The organism is Actinomycetospora flava (genome assembly GCF_037400335.1).
Taxonomy (GTDB): domain Bacteria; phylum Actinomycetota; class Actinomycetes; order Mycobacteriales; family Pseudonocardiaceae; genus Actinomycetospora; species Actinomycetospora flava.
This window is the reverse complement of sequence record NZ_JBBEGM010000001.1, coordinates 1,263,440-1,282,620: the sequence shown is the minus strand read 5'-3', so window position 1 is coordinate 1,282,620 and position 19,181 is coordinate 1,263,440. Positions and strand designations below refer to the sequence as shown.

The following is a 19,181-nucleotide window of genomic DNA, read 5'->3' as shown; positions in this document are numbered from 1 at the left end:
CCCGCGGCGCGGGCACGTGGCTGGACCCGGCGCCGCGCCCGCGGGACGCCCGTCATGGGACCCCGCCGACGGGACCGGCGCATCCTCGCAGTCCGACCCCCGTCCAGGCGAGCGATGATCAGGCCTGACCGCCGGAAACCTCCTCCGGGCCGGTCCTAGACTGGACGTTCGCGCCGGGAGACGCAGCGAAGCGGAGCTCGACCCGATCACGGCACGACGACGCCCGTCGTGCACGCACGACCGTGCACGACCCCGGAGGGACATGTCCGACATCACCCGCGACGACGTCGCCCACCTCGCCCGCCTGGCCCGACTCGCCGTCTCCGACGCCGAGCTCGACGTGTTCTCGGGACAGATCGACGCCATCGTCGACACCGTGTCCCGGGTCGGCGAGATTCCCGACGACGTCCCCCCGACCGCGCAGGTCGTGCCGCAGACGAACGTGCTGCGCCCGGACGCGGTGGAGCCGTCGCTGCCCCGGGACGTCGCGCTCGCCGAGGCCCCGGCCGCCGAGGAAGGCCGCTTCCGCGTCCCGCGCATCTTGGGGGAGGAACTGTGAACGCCTCGGAGCTGATCTCGCTCGACGCCGCCGAGCTGGCGCGCCGCATCCACGCCCGCGAGGTGTCGTCGGTGGACGTCACCCGCGCGCACCTCGAGCGCATCGAGGCCGTCGACGGCCCTGCCGAGAGCGGCGTGCACGCGTTCCTGCACCTCGACGCCGAGGGCGCGCTGGCCGCCGCCGAGGCTGCCGACCGCGCCATCGCCGAGGGCGCGCCCGCGTCCCCGCTGGCCGGGGTGCCGATCGCGCTCAAGGACAACCTGACCACCACCGACATGCCCACGACGGCCGCCTCGCGCATCCTCGAGGGCTGGCGGCCGCCGTACGACGCGACGGTCGTGTCCCGGCTGCGCGCCGCGGGCCTGGTGCCGCTGGGCAAGACGAACCTCGACGAGTTCGCGATGGGCAGCTCGACGGAGAACTCCGCGTTCGGGCCCAGCCGCAACCCGTGGGACCTCACGCGCATCCCCGGGGGCTCCGGCGGCGGGTCGTCGTCGGCGGTCGCGGCGGGCGAGTCGCCGCTCGCGCTCGGCTCGGACACCGGCGGCTCGATCCGCCAGCCCGGCGCCGTCACCGGCACCGTGGGCGTCAAGCCGACCTACGGCACGGTCTCGCGCTACGGCCTGATCGCGTTCTCGTCGTCGCTGGACCAGATCGGCCCCTGCGCGCGCTCGGTGCTCGACGCCGCCCTGCTGCACGAGGTCATCGGCGGCGCCGACCCGCGCGACCAGACCTCGGTGAGCGCGCCCCTGCCGCCCGTCGTCGAGGCCGCCCAGGCCGGTGCGCGCGGCGACCTCGCGGGGGTGCGCGTCGGCGTCGTCACCGAGTTCTCCGGCGAGGGCTACCAGCCCGGCGTGCTCGGGGCGTTCACCGACGCCGTGCGGGTGCTCGGCGAGCTGGGCGCCGAGGTCGTCGAGGTCTCGTGCCCGTCGTTCGGCTACGCCCTGCCGGCGTACTACCTCATCGCGCCGAGCGAGGCGTCGAGCAACCTCGCCCGCTTCGACGCCATGCGCTACGGCCTTCGGGTCGGCGACGACGGCGAGCACGCGGCCGACGAGGTCATGTCGCTGACGCGCGAGGCCGGCTTCGGCGCCGAGGTCAAGCGCCGCATCATGATCGGGACGCACGCGCTGTCCGCCGGGTCGTACGACGCGCTCTACGGCAAGGCGCAGAAGGCGCGCACGCTGATCGTCCGCGACTTCACCGCCGCGTTCGAGACCTGCGACGTGCTGATCTCGCCGACCACCCCGACCACGGCGTTCCCCATCGGCGAGCGGGCGGACGACCCGCTGGCCATGTACCTCGCCGACCTCTGCACGATCCCGTCGAACCTCGCCGGCAACGCCGCGCTCTCGGTGCCGTGCGGCCTCTCCGCGGACGACGGCCTGCCCGTCGGACTGCAGATCATGGCCCCGGCGCTCGCCGACGACCGTGCCTACCGGGTGGCCGCCGCCTACGAGGTCGCCCGCGGCGACACCGGCCCCCGCATTCCCGAACTGCGTGCCCTGGAGACGACCCGATGACCGTCACCGTCGATGCGGCTCCCTACACCGTCGAGGAGGTCTGCGAGCGCTTCGACCCCGTCATGGGGCTCGAGGTGCACGTGGAGCTCAACACCGCGACCAAGATGTTCTGCGGCTGCGCCAACGCCTTCGGCGCCGAGCCCAACACGAACATCTGCCCGGTCTGCCTCGGCCTGCCCGGCTCGCTGCCGCGCCTCAACGGCACGGCCGTCGAGTCGGCGATCAGGATCGGGCTGGCGCTCAACTGCCAGGTGCGGGAGCGCTCCGGCTTCGCCCGGAAGAACTACTTCTACCCGGACATGCCGAAGAACTTCCAGATCTCCCAGTACGAGGACCCGATCGTCTTCGACGGGTACCTCGACGTGCCGCTGGACGACGGCGACACGTGGCGCGTCGAGATCGAGCGCGCGCACATGGAGGAGGACACCGGCAAGTCCCTGCACATCGGCGGGGCCACCGGGCGCATCCACGGCGCCGACCACTCGCTGCTGGACTACAACCGCGCCGGCGTGCCGCTCATCGAGATCGTCACCAAGCCGATCGTCGGGGCCGGTGTGCGCGCACCCGAGGTCGCGCGGGCCTACGTGACGGCGCTGCGTGACGTCCTGCGCGGGCTCGGCGTCTCCGACGTGCGCATGGACCAGGGCTCGATGCGCTGCGACGCCAACGTGTCGCTCAAGCCCAAGGGCACCGAGGCGTTCGGCACCCGCACCGAGACGAAGAACGTCAACTCGCTGCGCTCGGTGGAGCGCGCGGTCCGCTACGAGATGGGGCGCCACGCCGGCGTCCTGCTCTCCGGCGGGACGGTCACCCAGGAGACCCGGCACTTCGACGAGCAGTCCGGGACGACGTCCGCGGGCCGGCCGAAGGAGACCTTCGCCGACTACCGCTTCTTCCCCGAGCCCGACCTCCCGCCGCTGGAGCCGCCGCGCGACTGGGTCGAGACGCTGCGCGCGGGGCTGCCCGAGCGGCCGTGGGAGCGCCGGGCGCGCATCCAGACCGAGTGGGGCCTGTCCGACGAGGAGCTGCGCGACCTGGTCAACGCCGACGCGCTCGACCTCGTCGCCGACACCGTCGACGCCGGCGCGCCGCCCGAGTCGGCGCGCTCCTGGTGGGTGTCCTACCTCGCGCAGCAGGCCAACACCGCCGGGGTGACGCTCCCGGAGCTCGCGATCACGCCCGCGCAGGTGGCGCGTGTGGTGGCGCTGGTGTCCGAGGGCACGCTGACCAACAAGCTGGCGCGCCAGGTCGTGGACGGCGTGCTGGCGGGGGAGGGCGAGCCCGACGAGGTCGTCGCCGGCCGGGGCCTCGCGGTGGTCAGCGACGAGAGCGCGCTCACGGCCGCGGTCGACGAGGCGCTGGCCGCCCAGCCGGACATCGCCGAGAAGATCCGCGCGGGCAAGACGAAGGCCGCCGGTGCGATCGTCGGGGCTGTGATGAAGGCCACCCGGGGTCAGGCGGACGCCGCCCGCGTGCAGGAGCTGGTGCTGGAGCGCTGCCAGTAGGCCGTCGCGCGAAGATCTGGATCATGTTTTCCGTGATCCGGCCGTAACCCGAACGAGATCCCTCCGTTGGGTGATTCAGGGAGCAGCGTGTAGCGGCTTCTTGACCGGGCGTCACAGCGTGCCATCGCTCGGTCGTATCCCCCGACGCCACACGAAGTACTGGAGGGTTCCGAATGGGTGCACACAGTGCCCGGCAGACCAGCACGGTCGGCAAGGTCGCCGGTCGCGGCGCGCTCACCGCTGCCGCTGCGCTCGCGCTGACGGGCGGCACCGCCTCGTTCGCGTTCGCCGACGCGCCGGCGAACTTCGACAACACCACGAGCACGCTGCAGGACGTCGCCCAGAGCAACGCCGAGAGCCTCGCGGCGCTGCCCGACACCGACGTCCCGACGACCTTCAAGGGCGGCGAGGAGTTCGTCGGCGGCCACGTCTCGGCGGGCCAGCACTCCGTCAACCGCATCACCTCGGCGGTCACCTCCGACGTGCAGACCGTCGCCAACGCCCACGGCGCGGGCCTCGGCAGCAACCTGACCGACGGCGAGCAGAAGATCACCGGCGCCGTCTCGCAGGCCTCCGGCAAGATTCACGACGCCACCGGCGCCGGTGCCCTCGAGCTCGACGAGGCCGCCTCGCAGGGCTCGAGCGTGCTCTCCTTCGGCGGCCACGCCGACAGCGACGACGAGGACGCCTGACCCGCTCCCCAGGTCAGGCGAGCCCGCGGCCCCGTTCCTCCCCACCCCGAGGAGGAGGACCGGGGCCGTTGGTGCGTCCAGGGCTCGTGTCAGCGACGTGGCGTCGCTGACGCTGAACGTCCGAGTTCAATTGAGCACGCCGATAGGGCCACGTCGATCTTGAGGGTCAGTCCGGCAGCTCGTCCGCGGCGCGCATCTCGGTGCCCTCGACGGCGTTGAGCGCGAACCGCTGCCCGCCCATCTCCCGGTAGGCCTGCCGGCGTAGCCGGTTCACCGAGCCCAGCGGGCGGTGCGCCGCGAGCCCGTGCCAGGGCCGGAACGCGAGCCGGTCGTCGGCGAACACGCGCCGGGCCGGCGAGTAGGGGTCCTGCGGCGGCAGGCGCACGGTGGCCACGCTGCGGTACGGGCTCTGTTCCTGCGGCCAGTCGACGCCCGCGTCCTCGACCGGCATCGTCGCGGCGTCGGTGCGCAGCTGCACGCGCACGTCGAAGACGGTCTCGCGGTCGGTCGCCCAGGTGTCGAGCAGGTCGGCCAGGATGCCGCGCCGCTCCGCGCCCGAGTACTCCTGCGACGCGAGCGCCTCCTGCTCGTCGGTGCCCGGGTACAGCGCGATCTTCGCGACGTGGTCGCCGTACCGGAACGCCCCCTGGGTGTAGAAGGCGTTCGCCACCGGGTGCAGCACCGCCAGCCGGTCGAACGCCGACATCGCCTCGCCGTCGGGCCGCGCGGCGATCTCGGCGGCGATCGCATCCGGGTCCGAGAAGTGCCTCTCGCGGATCTCGGTGATCTCCATGAACTTCCGCGCGGTCCCCGGCGGCAGCACGGGCAGCGTGTTGAACAGGAAGTCCTGGACGTCGTGCCCCGGGTCGTCGGGGTGCATCGACTCGCCACGGACCCCGAACACCTTGAGCGAGAGTCCCCGGGCGTTCGGCTTGCGGTCGTCGTCGAGCTGCCCGGTCTCGGTCGCGATCCGCACCACGACGGCGTGGCTCCCCGGCGTCGCGAACAGGCCCTGCGCCAGCTCCGGCGGCAGGTCGTCGTGCACGGTGAGGTGCCCGCGCAGGATGCCGTGGCTCTTCGCGTGCGTCGCGCGGTAGCCGTGGCGGTAGAGGTCGAACGTCATCTCGTTGGTCCGCAGCAGCGAGTCGATGCAGCGGCGGATGTGCTCGTCCTCGTCGGGTTCACGGACCTCGACGTCGTCCGAGTACGGCAGCGGGGTGGTGGTCACGGGTTCGGTTGCCCACGACCGGTCCCCGGCTAATCGGCCCCGCTCGCCCCGCCTGACGGCGGCCGGATGCGCACGACCCGGTCGTCGGTCGGCGTCACGGGCCCGCCGCCGCCCTTGTTGGCCGTCGTGAACCAGATGAGCCCGTCGGAGGCCACGTCCGTGCCGGTGATGCGCCCGTACGTGCCCGCGAGGACGGACTGCGGGTTGCCGACGAACGACCCCTGCGGCGTCGGGCGCAGCACGAACATCGCGCTCGAGCCCTCCAGGCCGACGACGAGCGTGCCCGGCAGGGCGGCGCACCCGGCGACGCCCGGCCGGTCGGGCCAGGTCCACGCCGGGGAGGTCGCGGCGTTCGCGCCCGGCGCCTCGCCGGGCCGCACGGCGAGCAGGACGTCGCGCGGTCCGGCCTGGTCGGTGACCCAGCTGACGCCGGTGGTCGGGTCGGCGCACACGTCGCCCGGGGCGTGCAGGCCGCTGCCCACCACCGGCGACGTCGGGTTCGGCGTCCCGCGGGCGGGCCGGCCGAACGGGTCGATGCGCAGGAGCTTGCCGGCGAGCGAGGTCGGTGACGCCGCCGCCGCGCGGTCGCCGCCGTCGCCGGTGGCGACCAGCAGGGTGCCGTCGGACTCGACGCCGATCGCGCCGCTGTTGCCCGACGGCCCGCTCGGGATGCCGCCGAGCACGGTCTTCGGGACGTCGCCGGGCGCGACGCGCATGACCGCGTTGCCGCCGGCGGTGGTGGCGTAGGCGTAGACGAGCTGGTCCTCGGCGTAGCTGGGGGACAGCGCGATGCTGGTGAGCCCGCCGTCGCCGGCGGCGGTCACCGGCACCGTCGCCACGGTCTCGGGCTCCTCGTCGGGGGCGACGCGCAGGATGCGCCCGGTGGTGCGCTCCGCGACCAGGGCGGCCGCGCCACCGGGCAGGGTGACGATGGCCGAGAGCGGCTCGAGGCAGGTGGCGACGACCTGCGGGTCCGGGTCCACGCACGGCGGGGGCGTCGACGGCGGACCGGAGTTCGGAGCGGGCGTGGGCTCGCCGGTCTCGGGCAGCTGGGGCTGGGGGGCGCGCTCGGCGCCGAGGTCGGGCCGCTCCCGCCACGGCTGCTGACCGGCGTCCGGGAACTGGGCGCACCCCGCCAGCAGTGCGGCGAGGACTGTTCCCACGGCAGCGAGCAGCACCGCTGCCCGCCGGGAGACGCCGCACCCCGGACCGATCACGGTGGGACACACTAGGCGTGCCCGGCTGTGCCGGCCGTGAGACGGGGTGGCGCGCGGTGCACTACCCTCCGCCGACCGTGGCCCCGGAACCCGTGACCGTCCTCGTCCCGCACGCCGAGGGCGAGGCCGCCCTCGCCGACATCGACGGGCTCGAGCTCGTCCGCTACGACGAACAGGCCGACCAGCTGCCCGACGCCGCGCAGCGCGCCGCGGTCCTCATCCCCGGCTTCCTGGCCACCACCGAGGCGCTGAAGCTCGTCGAGCGCTGCCCGCGGCTGCGCCTGGTGCAGCTGCTCTCGGCGGGCGCGGAGATGTGGGTGGGCCGGCTGCCCGAGGGCGTGCAGCTCTCCGACTGCCAGGGCGCGCACGGCGGCGTGACCGCGGAGTGGGTGCTCGCCACGACGCTCGCGGTGCTGCGCGAGATCCCCCCGTTCGTGCGGGCCCAGGACGAGGCCCGCTGGGACCAGCACATCACCGACACCCTCACCGGCAAGCGGGTGCTGCTGGTCGGCGCGGGCGACCTCGCCGAGCAGACCGCCCGGCGTCTCGAGACCTTCGACGTCTCCGCGATCACGCGCGTCGGGCGGCGTGCCCGCGACGGCGTGCACGCGACCTCCGAGCTGCCCGACCTCCTGGGAGACCACGACGTGGTGGTGCTCCTCGTCCCGCTCACCGACGAGACGCGCGGGCTGGTGGATGCCGCGTTCCTCGCCGGCATGCCCGACGGGGCGCTGCTGGTCAACGCCGCGCGCGGCCCCGTGGTGGACACCGACGCCCTGCTCGCCGAGCTGCGCACCGAGCGCCTGCGCGCCGCGGTCGACGTCGTCGACCCCGAGCCGCTGCCCGCGGACCACCCGCTCTGGTCCGCGCCCAACCTCCTGATCACCCCGCACGTCGGCGGCAGCGTCCCCGGCCACCTCGACCGCGCCTACCGCGTCGTGCACGACCAGCTCGCCGCCGTCGCGCGCGGCGAGGACCCGCCGAACCTCGTCATCAACGGGTACTGACCGCATTTACTTGCCAGCTGACACGCAAGTATGTAGAAAGGACACGTACGCCCACGCACCCCGACGTGGACGACATCTCCTTCAGCGAGGTAGAGCCATGACGGCGAGGACGAGCGTGAACGCGGGTGCGGGCGAGGAGATCGTGTCCGTGCAGGTCGAGGACGGCGACCCGTACGCGGTGCTGGCGCTCGGGCGCTACACCGCGGTGCTGACGCGCGACGAGTGCCGCCGGATCGCCGACGCGCTGCGCGCGGCGTCCCGGCGGCACCCGCCGCGGTGATCCCGGCTCAGACCGAGCGGACCGCGCCCGTCGCGCCCGAGGTGACGAGCTTCGCGTAGGCGCGCAGGGCGCTGGTGAGGTGGCGGTTCCGCTCGGCCACGGGCTGCCAGGGGCGCTCCGAGGCGTCCATCTTGGCGCGGCGCTCGGCGAGCACGTCGTCGTCGACGAGTAGCTCGATGCGGCGGGTGTCGACGTCGAGGAGGATCTCGTCGCCGTCCCGGACCAGCGCGATCGTCCCGCCGGCGGCCGCCTCCGGGGAGACGTGGCCGACCGAGATCCCGCTGGAGCCGCCCGAGAACCGCCCGTCGGTGACCAGGGCGCACACCGCACCGAGGCCCGCGCCCTTGAGGAACGCGGTCGGGTGGAGCATCTCCTGCATCCCCGGGCCGCCCGCGGGGCCCTCGTAGCGCACGACGAGCACGTCGCCGGGCTGCACCTGCTTGCCGAGGATGACCGAGACGGCCTCCTCCTGGCTCTCGACGACGCGGGCCGGCCCGCGGAAGTGGCGCCCGTCCTCGGGCAGGCCGGCGCTCTTGATCACGGCGCCGTCGGGGGAGAGGTTGCCGGTGAGCACCGCGAGCCCGCCGTCGGCGCTGAACGCGTGCTCGACGTCGTGGATGACGCCCTCGGCGCCGTCGGTGTCGAGCGAGGACCAGCGGTTGGTGGTCGAGAACGGCTCGACGGTGCGGACGCCGCCCGGGGCGGCGTGGAACAGCTCGACGGCCTCGTCGGACGGGGAGCCGCCGCGGATGTCCCAGGTGCCCAGCCACTGCTCCAGCGACGGCGCGTGGACCGCGTGCACGTCGCGGTGCAGCAGCCCGGCGCGGTCGAGCTCGCCGAGGATCGCGGGGATGCCGCCGGCGCGGTGGACGTCCTCCATGTGGTGCGACGAGTTCGGCGCGACCTTGGACAGGCACGGCACCCGGCGGCTGACGGCGTCGATGTCGCCGAGGGTGAAGTCGAGGTCGGCCTCGTGGCCGGCGGCGAGGATGTGCAGGACCGTGTTCGTCGAGCCGCCCATGGCGACGTCGAGCGCCATGGCGTTCTCGAACGCGTGCTTCGACGCGACGTTGCGGGGCAGCACGGACTCGTCGTCCTCGGCGTAGTACCGGCGCGCGAGGTCGACGACCGTGCGCCCGGCGTCGAGGAAGAGCTGCCGCCGCGCGGCGTGCGTCGCGAGCGTCGAGCCGTTGCCGGGCAGCGAGAGGCCCAGCGCCTCGGTCAGGCAGTTCATCGAGTTGGCGGTGAACATGCCCGAGCACGACCCGCAGGTCGGGCAGGCGGAACGCTCGACCTCGGTGAGGCCCTCGTCGGTGACCTGCGACGACGCCGACGCGGAGATCGCGGTGATGAGGTCGGTCGGCGCCTGCGCGACACCGTCGACGACCACGGCCTTGCCGGCCTCCATCGGCCCGCCGGACACGAACACCGTCGGGATGTTCAGCCGCATCGCCGCGTTGAGCATGCCGGGGGTGATCTTGTCGCAGTTCGAGATGCACACCAGCGCGTCGACGGCGTGGCCCTGCACCATGTGCTCGACGGCGTCGGCGATCACCTCGCGCGACGGCAGCGAGTGCAGCATCCCGCCGTGACCCATCGCGATGCCGTCGTCCACGGCGATCGTGTGGAACTCCCGCGCGATCCCGCCGGCCTCGCGCACGGCGCCCGCGACCAGCTCGCCCAGCTCCTTGAGGTGCACGTGCCCGGGCACGAACTGCGTGTAGGAGTTGGCGATCGCGACGAGCGGCTTGCCGAAGTCGGAGTCGGTGAGGCCGGTGGCGCGCCAGAGGGCGCGAGCCCCGGCGGCGTTGCGGCCCTGGGTGGTGACGCGCGAGCGCAGCGGCGGCACGGCAGACCTCGCAGGGATGTGATCGGTGGTGGACCACCGGCGAGGCTACGCCCGGTCGTCACCCTCCTCGGAGGTCGACTCCTGCTCCGACTCCTGCCGTTCCCGCAACCGCGCGATCCGCATCCGGGTGGCCTCGAGCTCGCGCTGGTGCTCGCGCGCCTCGGCGACCTCCTCGGGGGTCGGCATGTCGATCCGGCCCTCGCTGGCGCGGGCGACGCGGCCCAGGTCGCGCGGTCGCACGCCGACGAGCGCGACCTCCTGGTCATCCGCCTCGACCGCGCGCACCCAGCCCCGCTCGGCGACCCGCAGCGTCGCGAGCTCGTCCCACGTCACCCGCCGCGACCCGAACGCCGAGAGCACCCGCAGCGACGTGCCGTCGACGATCGTGCGCGTGCGCAGCAGCCACCAGGCCGGCGCCAGCGGGAGCAGGAACAGCAGGAACCACGCCCCGCCCTGGAAGGCGATCGGTGAGATCCCGATGACCACGAACCCCACGGCCACCAGCGCCACCAGCGGCACGGGCCGGAAGGTCGCCGGGCCGGCCGCCGCGGTGACCGGGTCGTCGGTGGTCTGCTCGCTCACCCTGCCGATGGTGCCACCCGGTTTGACGTCGTACAGATCGGCCACCTACCCTCGGCGCCGTGATCCAGCGGCGAATTCTCGTAATCCCGGGGCGCGTCAGCGCCTGACGGGCCCACCAGCCCGCCGCGATTACCTGCTGACGCGCCTGCCCTCTCCGCCTCGAGGCGGTGGGGGCTTTTTCATGTTCGGCCCCTGTTTCCGTATCCGGATCGACCCACCGAGGTGTTCCACCCGATGACCACAGCCAGACCGGCGCCCCCCGGCACCACGGGTCCGGCCGCGAACGGCGCCGAGACCCGGCGTCCCACCCCGCGGACCGGTGCGCCCACCGAGCAGCAGGACACCGCCCTGCAGGCTCCCGTGCAGGAGGGCGCGACCCGCCCCACGCACGTCGACCCCTCGCCGGCCACCGGCGCCCAGTCGCTGGTGCGCTCGCTCGAGGCCGTCGGTTGTGACGTCGTCTTCGGGATCCCCGGCGGGGCGATCCTCCCGGCGTACGACCCGCTGTACGACTCCCGCATCGTGCGCCACATCCTCGTGCGCCACGAGCAGGGCGCCGGGCACGCGGCCACCGGGTACGCGCAGGCCACGGGCCGCGTCGGGGTCTGCATCGCGACCTCGGGGCCGGGGGCGACGAACCTCGTCACCCCGCTCGCGGACGCGATGCTCGACTCGGTGCCGGTCGTCGCGATCACCGGTCAGGTCGGCCGCAAGCTGATCGGGACCGACGCGTTCCAGGAAGCCGACATCTGCGGCATCACGATGCCGATCACCAAGCACAACATGCTGGTGACCGACCCGGCGGACATCCCGCGCGCGATCGCGGAGGCGTTCCACATCGCGTCGAGCGGACGCCCGGGGCCGGTCCTGGTCGACCTGCCCAAGGACGTCCTGCAGGCGCAGACCACCTTCAGCTGGCCGGTCGAGACGCGACTGCCCGGCTACCGGCCGACCACCCGGCCGCACAGCAAGCAGATCCGGGAGGCCGCCCGCCTGATCGGCGAGGCGCGTCGTCCCGTCCTCTACGTCGGCGGCGGTGTGATCAAGGCCGAGGCCTCCACCGAGCTCCTCGACCTCGCCGACGAGACCGGCGCGCCCGTGGTCACCACCCTCATGGCCCGCGGCGCCTTCCCCGACGGTCACCACCAGAACCTGGGGATGCCGGGCATGCACGGGACGGTCGCCGCCGTCGCCGCGATGCAGAAGGCCGACCTGCTGATCGCCCTCGGCACGCGGTTCGACGACCGCGTCACCGGCGACCTGTCGACGTTCGCCCCCGAGGCGAAGGTCGTCCACGCCGACGTCGACCCCGCCGAGATCGGCAAGAACCGCGTCGCGGACGTGCCGATCGTGGGCGACGCCCGCGAGGTCATCACCGAGCTCACCGCGGCGCTGCGCAGCGCCGACGACGGCGGCCGGGACGCCCGCGCCGAGCGGCTCCGGCCCTGGTGGGACCAGCTCGAGCGCTGGCGCCAGACGTTCCCGCTCGGGTACGACGACCCCGCCGACGGGACCCTGTCGCCCGAGTACGTCATCGAGCGGATCGGCGCGATCGCCGGCCCGGACGCGATCTACGCGGCGGGCGTCGGCCAGCACCAGATGTGGGCCGCGCAGTTCATCCGCTACGAGAAGCCGCGCACCTGGCTCAACTCGGGCGGCGCCGGGACGATGGGCTACGGCGTGCCCGCCGCGATGGGCGCGAAGGTCGGACAGCCCGACACCACGGTGTGGTGCATCGACGGCGACGGCTGCTTCCAGATGACCAACCAGGAGCTCGCGACCTGCGCGATCGAAGGCATCCCGATCAAGGTCGCGGTCATCAACAACGGCAACCTCGGCATGGTCCGCCAGTGGCAGACCCTGTTCTACGAGGAGCGCTACTCCAACACCGAGCTCGGCACGCACAAGCACCGCGTGCCCGACTTCGTGCTGCTGGCCCAGGCGCTGGGCTGCGAGGGGCTGCGCTGCGAGTCGAAGGACGACGTCGACCGCGTCATCGAGCAGGCCATGGCGATCGACGACCGCCCCGTCGTCATCGACTTCACCGTCGGCGCCGACGCGCAGGTCTGGCCGATGGTCGCCGCCGGCACCGGCAACGACCAGATCATGGCGGCGCGCGACATCCGCCCGCTGTTCGACGACCCGGAGGCGGGCGGAGCGGACGAGGTGACCGCGTGACCACGACCCACACGTTGTCCGTGCTCGTCGAGGACAAGCCCGGTGTGCTCGCGCGCATCTCGGGCCTGTTCTCCCGGCGCGGCTACAACATCCAGTCGCTCGCCGTGGGCCCCACCGAGGAGGAGGGGATCTCGCGCATGACCATCTGCGTGACGGTTGACGACTTTCCCCTCGAGCAGGTCACCAAGCAGCTCAACAAGCTCGTCCACGTCATCAAGATCGTGGAGCTGGAGCCGTCGACGTCGGTCCAGCGCGAGCTCGTGATGATGAAGATCCGGGCCGACGCGAGCGTCCGCTCGCAGGTGCTCGAGGTGACGCAGATGTTCCGGGCCAAGGTCGTCGACGTCTCGCCCGAGGCGGTCACCGTCGAGGCCACCGGCACCGAGGACAAGCTCAACGCGCTGCGCCGCATGCTCGAGCCCTACGGGCTCCGCGAGATCGTGCAGTCCGGCATGGTCGCGCTGGCCCGTGGGCCGCGCTCCATCGCCGCGCACCACCGTTAAGTTCGACCCTGTTCGTTGTTCCCGGAAGGAAGTAGTCCCGCATCATGAGTGCCCCGACCACCGGCGCTGTGTCCACAGGATCGGCGGAGGTCTTCTACGACAGCGACGCCGACCTCTCGATCATCCAGGGGCGCAAGGTCGCCGTCATCGGCTACGGCAGCCAGGGCCACGCCCACGCGCTGTCGCTGCGCGACTCGGGCGTCGACGTGCGGGTCGGCCTGCCGGAGTCGTCGAAGAGCCGCGCCGGCGCCCAGGAGGAGGGGCTGCGCGTCGTCACGCCCGCCGAGGCCTCCGCCGAGGCCGACGTGATCATGATCCTGGCGCCGGACACGAAGCAGCGCACGATCTACGCCGAGGACATCGCGCCCAACCTCGAGTCGGGCAACGCGATCTTCTTCGGGCACGGCTTCAACATCCGCTACGACCTCATCCAGCCGCCGAAGGACGTCGACGTCGCGATGGTCGCGCCCAAGGGCCCGGGCCACCTCGTGCGCCGCCAGTTCGTCGACGGCAAGGGTGTGCCCTGCCTCATCGCCGTCGAGCAGGACGCGACCGGCGGCGCCCAGGCGCTCGCGCTGTCCTACGCGGCGGCCATCGGCGGCGCGCGGGCCGGCGTCATCAAGACGACGTTCACCGAGGAGACCGAGACCGACCTCTTCGGCGAGCAGGCCGTGCTCTGCGGCGGCACGTCGGCGCTGGTCCAGGCCGGGTTCGAGACCCTCGTCGAGGCCGGCTACCAGCCCGAGATCGCCTACTTCGAGTGCCTCCACGAGCTCAAGCTGATCGTGGACCTCATGTACGAGAACGGCATCTGGGGCCAGCGCTACTCGATCAGCGACACCGCCGAGTACGGCGACCTCACCCGCGGCCCGCGCATCGTCAACAACGCGGTCAAGGAGGAGATGCGCAAGATCCTGGGCGAGATCCAGGACGGCACCTTCGCCCGCGAGTGGGTGGCCGAGGACGACAACGGCCGCCCGAACTTCCAGAAGCTCGAGGACGAGGGCAAGGCCCACCAGATCGAGCAGGTCGGGGCCAAGCTCCGCGGCCTCATGCCGTGGATGGCGCGCCCGACCACGTAGTCCGCGTCCGGTTCGCGTGGCCGGGCGGGGCTCCGTCCGGCCATGTGAATCGGTTCACGACAGGTCGGTAGGGTCCGCGTGAGTGCGGGACAGTGTCCTGCGAGCACGTCGGCGTGTGTGACATCAGCAGGTGCAGGGGCGTCGGCGGCGTTCAGACCGACCGACCGTCGACCCCCGGGAGCGATCTCACGTGACCACCGCCGCCAGCAAGCCCGTCGTCCTGATGGCCGAGAAGCTCGCACCATCGGCACTCGAGGTCTTCGGCGACGAGGTCGAGATCCGCACCGTCGACGGCACCGACCGGCCCGCGCTGCTCGAGGCCGTCGCGACCGCGGACGCGCTGCTCGTGCGCTCCGCCACGCAGGTCGACGCCGAGGTCTTCGGCGCCGCGAAGCAACTCAAGGTCGTCGGCCGGGCCGGTGTCGGCCTCGACAACGTCGAGGTCCCCGCCGCCACCGCGAACGGCGTCATGGTCGTCAACGCGCCGACCTCGAACATCGTCTCCGCCGCCGAGCACGCGCTCGCGCTGCTGCTGGCCACCGCGCGCCACATCCCGCAGGCCGACGCGAGCCTGCGCGACGGCCGGTGGGAGCGCAGCAAGCTCTCCGGCGTCGAGATCCAGGGCAAGACCGTCGGCGTCATCGGCCTCGGCAAGATCGGTCAGCTGTTCGCGGCGCGCATCGCGGCGTTCGGCACGCACGTCATCGCGTACGACCCCTACCTGCCGCAGAGCCGCGCCTCCCAGCTCGGCATCGAGCTCGTCGAGCTCGACGAGCTGCTCGCGCGTGCCGACATGATGACCATCCACCTGCCGAAGACCCCGGAGACCCAGGGCCTCATCGGCAAGGAGGCGCTGGCCAAGACCAAGCCGGGCGTCATCATCGTCAACGCCGCGCGCGGCGGCCTCGTCGACGAGGAGGCCCTCGCCGAGGCCGTGCGCTCCGGGCACGTCGCCGGCGCCGGCATCGACGTCTACGTCACCGAGCCCACCACCTCGAGCCCGCTGTTCGAGCTGCCGCAGGTGACGGTCACGCCGCACCTGGGTGCGTCGACCGCCGAGGCGCAGGACCGCGCCGGCACCGACGTCGCCCACTCCGTGCTGGCCGGCCTGCGCGGCGACTTCGTCCCGGACGCCGTGAACGTGTCCGGCGGCGCGGTCGGCGAGGAGGTCCGGCCCTGGCTGGGCGTCACCCAGAAGCTGGGCATCCTGCTCTCCGACCTGGTCGGCACGCCGAGCGAGCTGCAGGTGCAGGTGCGCGGCGAGCTGTCCCACGAGGAAGTCTCGGTGCTCGCGCTGGCCGCGCTGCGCGGGGTGTTCGGCGAGGTCGTCGACGAGCCGGTCACCTTCGTCAACGCCCCGGCGCTGGCCGAGGAGCGCGGGGTCACCGCCACGGTCGAGACCGCCACCGAGAGCCCGAACCACCGCAGCCTGGTCACCCTGCGAGCGGTGCGCGACGGCGCCGACGCCGTCACGGTGTCCGGCACGCTGACCGGTGAGGACGAGGTCGAGAAGCTCGTCGAGATCAACGGCCGCAGCTTCGACCTGCGCGCCGAGGGCCACGTGCTGCTCTTCGAGTACTCCGACCGCCCCGGCGCCATGGGCACCGTCGGCACGATGCTCGGCGAGTCCGGCGTCAACATCGAGGCCGCCCAGCTCTCGCAGCAGCGTGACCGGTCCTCGTCGATCATGCTGCTGCGCGTCGACCAGCGCGTCGCGGCCGAGGTGCTCGAGCCGATCGGCAAGGCGCTCGACGCGCGGACGACGCGGCTCATCAGCTTCGGCTGATCCGTTCGGAGCGAGGACCCGCGGTCGCTCCGCGCCCGCGCGTCCTCGCCGAACGGGCGGCCGAGTTGCCGATCTTGTTGGGCCCGGCGGGGGAGCGTCCCCGATGTCAAACCCCGCCGGGCGCAGCAACTCCGTCGGACACCGCGTTCCTACGATCCGGCGATCCGGTTCCGTGATCGACCGATACGCCTAGTAGTCTCCCCGGGTCGGCCCCGGTCACCCCGTCGCGGGGCGACCCGCTCGTGGAGGTTGGTAGGGATGCGACTCGCGGTGGTGCCCGGCGACGGCATCGGTCCCGAGGTCGTCGGCGAGGCGCTCAAGGTGCTGGACGAGGTCGCCCCGTCGGTGGAGACCACCCAGTACGACCTCGGCGCCGCGCGGTGGCACTCGACGGGTGAGCTGCTGCCCGAATCGGTGCTCTCGGAGCTGCGTGAGCACGACGCGATCCTGCTCGGCGCGGTCGGCGACCCGTCGGTGCCCAGCGGCATCCTCGAGCGCGGGCTGCTGCTGCGCCTGCGCTTCGAGCTCGACCACCACGTCAACCTGCGTCCCGCCCGGCTCTACCCGGGCGTGCGCGGGCCGCTGGCCGGCAACGCCGAGATCGACCTGGTCGTCGTGCGCGAGGGCACCGAGGGCCCGTACGCCGGCAACGGCGGCCTGCTGCGCAAGGACACCCCGCAGGAGATCGCGACCGAGGTCAGCGTCAACACGGCGTTCGGCGTCGAGCGGGTCGTGCGGGACGCCTTCGCCCGCGCGAACAACCGCCCGCGCCGCAAGCTGACGCTGGTGCACAAGACCAACGTGCTGACCCACGCCGGGTCGCTGTGGTCGCGCGTGGTCGAGGAGGTCTCCCTCGAGCACCCGGACGTCTCGGTCGACTACCAGCACGTCGACGCGACGACGATCCACCTGATCACCGACCCGTCGCGCTACGACGTGATCGTCACCGACAACCTCTTCGGCGACATCCTCACCGACCTCGCGGCGGCGGTCACCGGCGGCATCGGGCTCGCGGCCTCGGGCAACCTCGACGTGTCGCGGGCCAACCCGAGCATGTTCGAGCCGGTGCACGGCTCCGCGCCGGACATCGCGGGCAAGGGCATCGCCGACCCGACCGCGGCGATCCTGTCGGTGGCGCTGCTCCTCGACCACCTGGGTGAGCCCGAGCTCGCCCGCCGCGTCGAGGCGGCCGTGGCCTTCGACCTCGCGACCCGGGACCACGCCAACCCCGGCGGCACCCACGCCGTCGGCGACCGCCTCGCGGCCCTCGTCTCCTCGGCCGCCGGCACCCGCACCCCGGCCTAGAGCGGCCGCCCGTCCCGGTGCGAGCGATGCGGCATTGCTGGCGTCTGACGCCAGGATCGCCACATCCTCGATGACGACACGCCGAGCGCATCTCGCCGTCGCCGCGATCGAACTGACCTGCGGTGTCGGCGTCGCGATCTATCTCGTCGTCGTCGGCCTGACCGCCGACGGTCCGGATCGCACGGCGGTCGACCGCGCGTTCCCGTTCGCCCTGGCGGCGCTCGCCCTCGCCGTCTTGGGCGGCATGGCCTGGCGGAGCGTCCGGCGCTCCCGCGACAGGCCGGTATCGGTCGCGAGTGATCGATGTGGCGATCCTGGCGTCACACGCCAGCAAAGCCGCATCGCTGGCACTCCCCGCGCCACGACCACGACCACGACCGCGACCACGACCATGTCCCCGCCCGCCGAGGTGCCCGAGCTGTCGCCGGAGGGTCGGACGGAGACCGAGCGGTTGCTCCGGGTGCTCGCCAGGGCCGGAGTGCTGCCGCCCACCGTCCCCGACGTCGACGCGATCGCCGAGGCCGTCGCCGACGCGGGCGAGCCGCCGACCGCCGGGTCGGTGCTCGGCGCGATCGGGGAGGCCGGCTTCTGGCACCCCGGCTTCGACGCCGGGCCCCACCTCGCGAATCTCGCGTTCCACGACGGTCACGCCGAGCAGTTCGCCGACACCCTGCGCGAGCAGGTCGACGACCTCGCCCGGCTGGTCGGGGACGCGCTCACCGTGCGCCTCGAGCACGTCGAGATCACCGACGACTGGCGCCACCACCTGCGCCTGCGTCTGGGCGACGACGTGGCCGACCTCGACTACGCCGGTCACGTCAAGTACCTCAGCACCGTCCTGCACGTCGCGGTCGCCCGCGCCGCCCGGGCCGCCGGCGCCCGTCTCGCGTGGTTGTGGGTCGACCAGGGCGTGTACATCGCCGTGCCGGCCGGCGGCCTCGCGGAGCTGAACGCGGTCGCCCCGGAGCACGAGCGGTGGTCGTGGGTGGACGAGGACGAGCCGATGGCCGCCGGCGCGCTCTGAGCACTCCGCCGGATAGGGTCACCGCCCGTGCGCCTCGCCCGGATCGCCCACGCCGACGGAGTCTCGTTCGCCGCGCTGCAGTCGCCGACCACGGCCGGCGGCGACCCCAGAGGCGGCGACGTCTGCGCCGAGATCGCCGAGCACCCCTTCGGCGACCCGACCTTCACGGGACGGACCTGGCCGCTCGCCGACGTGCGGACGCTCGCGCCGATCCTGCCCACCAAGGTCGTCTGCATCGGCAAGAACTACGCCGCGCACGTCGACGAGATGGGCGGCGAGGCCCCGCCCGCTCCGCTGATCTTCATGAAGCCCTCGACCAGCGTCATCGGGCCCGGCCTGCCGATCCAGCTGCCGGCGGACTCCCAGCGCGTCGACTTCGAGGGCGAGCTCGCCATCGTGATCGGGATGCCGTGCCGCGACGTGCCCGAGGCCCGCGCCCGCGACGTCGTCCTCGGCTACACGGTCGCCAACGACGTCACCGCCCGCGACCTGCAGCAGGCCGACGGCCAGTGGACCCGCGCGAAGGGCTACGACTCGTTCTGCCCGCTCGGTCCGTGGATCGAGACGTCGGTCGACCCGGGCGACCTCGCGATCCGCACCGAGCTGGACGGCGAGGTCCGCCAGGACTCCCGCACGCACCTGCTGCTGCACCCGATCGACGAGCTCATCGCCTACATCTCGCGGGTCATGACGCTGCTGCCCGGCGACGTGATCCTCACCGGCACCCCGGCGGGCGTCGGGCCGATGACCGCGGGCCAGCAGGTCAGCGTCACCGTCGAGGGCATCGGCACGCTCACCAACCCGGTCCAGGCCCGCTAGCGGCTCGTATCCTGGACAGGATCGGACCGTTCGAGAAGGAGC

The 19,181-nt window shown here is 73.0% G+C and carries 17 protein-coding genes; 13 read left to right on the top strand and 4 right to left on the bottom strand.

Annotated elements, in window-relative coordinates; all coding sequences use genetic code 11:
• Nucleotides 1-262 precede the first annotated feature (262 nt).
• From gatC to WCD58_RS06335, 4 genes are all read left to right on the top strand, one after another.
• A complete protein-coding gene (gatC, locus tag WCD58_RS06350; RefSeq protein WP_337700627.1) occupies nucleotides 263-559 on the top strand; it encodes an Asp-tRNA(Asn)/Glu-tRNA(Gln) amidotransferase subunit GatC in 297 nt (98 codons plus the stop codon).
• Complete coding sequence (gatA, locus tag WCD58_RS06345; protein WP_337700625.1) at nucleotides 556-2,082, top strand: Asp-tRNA(Asn)/Glu-tRNA(Gln) amidotransferase subunit GatA; 1,527 nt, start codon at nucleotides 556-558, stop codon at nucleotides 2,080-2,082. Before gatC ends, gatA begins: the two co-directional genes overlap by 4 nt.
• Nucleotides 2,079-3,587 (top strand): Asp-tRNA(Asn)/Glu-tRNA(Gln) amidotransferase subunit GatB, encoded by a 1,509-nt coding sequence (gene gatB / locus WCD58_RS06340; protein ID WP_337700623.1) that lies wholly within the window; start codon nucleotides 2,079-2,081, stop codon nucleotides 3,585-3,587. The genes gatA and gatB overlap by 4 nt, the downstream gene beginning before the upstream one ends.
• Before the next feature lie 173 nt (nucleotides 3,588-3,760).
• Nucleotides 3,761-4,279: a hypothetical protein gene (locus tag WCD58_RS06335; RefSeq protein WP_337700621.1), complete on the top strand. Its 519-nt coding sequence runs from the start codon at nucleotides 3,761-3,763 to the stop codon at nucleotides 4,277-4,279.
• Nucleotides 4,280-4,445: 166 nt separating this feature from the next.
• Here the strand turns inward: WCD58_RS06335 and WCD58_RS06330 are convergent, their stop codons facing one another.
• Together WCD58_RS06330 and WCD58_RS06325 are read right to left on the bottom strand one after the other, a co-directional pair.
• Nucleotides 4,446-5,507 carry a catalase family protein gene (locus WCD58_RS06330; RefSeq protein WP_337700619.1) on the bottom strand — a complete coding sequence of 354 codons (1,062 nt, stop codon included), beginning with the start codon at nucleotides 5,505-5,507 and terminating at the stop codon, nucleotides 4,446-4,448.
• Between the two features lie 29 nt (nucleotides 5,508-5,536).
• A complete protein-coding gene (locus WCD58_RS06325; RefSeq protein ID WP_337700617.1) occupies nucleotides 5,537-6,724 on the bottom strand; it encodes a PQQ-dependent sugar dehydrogenase in 1,188 nt (395 codons plus the stop codon).
• A gap of 77 nt (nucleotides 6,725-6,801) precedes the next feature.
• Here WCD58_RS06325 and WCD58_RS06320 point away from each other — a divergent pair, with 77 nt between their 5' ends.
• Nucleotides 6,802-7,731, top strand: coding sequence for a 2-hydroxyacid dehydrogenase (locus tag WCD58_RS06320; RefSeq protein WP_337700615.1), 930 nt, complete (start codon nucleotides 6,802-6,804; stop codon nucleotides 7,729-7,731).
• 97 nt (nucleotides 7,732-7,828) lie between these two features.
• Nucleotides 7,829-8,011, top strand: a complete 183-nt coding sequence (locus WCD58_RS06315; RefSeq protein WP_337700613.1) for a hypothetical protein — start codon at nucleotides 7,829-7,831, stop codon at nucleotides 8,009-8,011.
• A gap of 7 nt (nucleotides 8,012-8,018) precedes the next feature.
• Here the strand turns inward: WCD58_RS06315 and ilvD are convergent, their stop codons facing one another.
• Both ilvD and WCD58_RS06305 read right to left on the bottom strand, forming a co-directional pair.
• Complete coding sequence (ilvD, locus tag WCD58_RS06310; RefSeq protein ID WP_337700611.1) at nucleotides 8,019-9,860, bottom strand: dihydroxy-acid dehydratase; 1,842 nt, start codon at nucleotides 9,858-9,860, stop codon at nucleotides 8,019-8,021.
• 45 nt (nucleotides 9,861-9,905) lie between these two features.
• On the bottom strand, nucleotides 9,906-10,442 hold the full coding sequence (locus WCD58_RS06305; protein ID WP_337700609.1) for a PH domain-containing protein: 537 nt from the start codon (nucleotides 10,440-10,442) through the stop codon (nucleotides 9,906-9,908).
• Nucleotides 10,443-10,676: 234 nt separating this feature from the next.
• Here WCD58_RS06305 and WCD58_RS06300 point away from each other — a divergent pair, with 234 nt between their 5' ends.
• The 7 genes from WCD58_RS06300 to WCD58_RS06270 all read left to right on the top strand — a co-directional run bounded on the left by WCD58_RS06300 (nucleotide 10,677) and on the right by WCD58_RS06270 (nucleotide 19,139).
• Complete coding sequence (locus tag WCD58_RS06300; RefSeq protein WP_337700607.1) at nucleotides 10,677-12,620, top strand: acetolactate synthase large subunit; 1,944 nt, start codon at nucleotides 10,677-10,679, stop codon at nucleotides 12,618-12,620.
• Complete coding sequence (ilvN, locus tag WCD58_RS06295; protein WP_133824746.1) at nucleotides 12,617-13,123, top strand: acetolactate synthase small subunit; 507 nt, start codon at nucleotides 12,617-12,619, stop codon at nucleotides 13,121-13,123. Before WCD58_RS06300 ends, ilvN begins: the two co-directional genes overlap by 4 nt.
• A gap of 44 nt (nucleotides 13,124-13,167) precedes the next feature.
• A complete protein-coding gene (gene ilvC / locus WCD58_RS06290; protein WP_337700602.1) occupies nucleotides 13,168-14,205 on the top strand; it encodes a ketol-acid reductoisomerase in 1,038 nt (345 codons plus the stop codon).
• 223 nt (nucleotides 14,206-14,428) lie between these two features.
• On the top strand, nucleotides 14,429-15,991 hold the full coding sequence (gene serA, locus WCD58_RS06285; protein ID WP_337700831.1) for a phosphoglycerate dehydrogenase: 1,563 nt from the start codon (nucleotides 14,429-14,431) through the stop codon (nucleotides 15,989-15,991).
• A gap of 258 nt (nucleotides 15,992-16,249) precedes the next feature.
• Nucleotides 16,250-17,296 carry a 3-isopropylmalate dehydrogenase gene (locus WCD58_RS06280; protein ID WP_337700600.1) on the top strand — a complete coding sequence of 349 codons (1,047 nt, stop codon included), beginning with the start codon at nucleotides 16,250-16,252 and terminating at the stop codon, nucleotides 17,294-17,296.
• Between the two features lie 70 nt (nucleotides 17,297-17,366).
• Complete coding sequence (locus WCD58_RS06275) at nucleotides 17,367-18,320, top strand: hypothetical protein (RefSeq protein WP_337700599.1); 954 nt, start codon at nucleotides 17,367-17,369, stop codon at nucleotides 18,318-18,320.
• A 27-nt stretch (nucleotides 18,321-18,347) separates the two neighbouring features.
• Nucleotides 18,348-19,139 carry a fumarylacetoacetate hydrolase family protein gene (locus WCD58_RS06270; RefSeq protein WP_337700597.1) on the top strand — a complete coding sequence of 264 codons (792 nt, stop codon included), beginning with the start codon at nucleotides 18,348-18,350 and terminating at the stop codon, nucleotides 19,137-19,139.
• Nucleotides 19,140-19,181 lie beyond the last annotated feature (42 nt).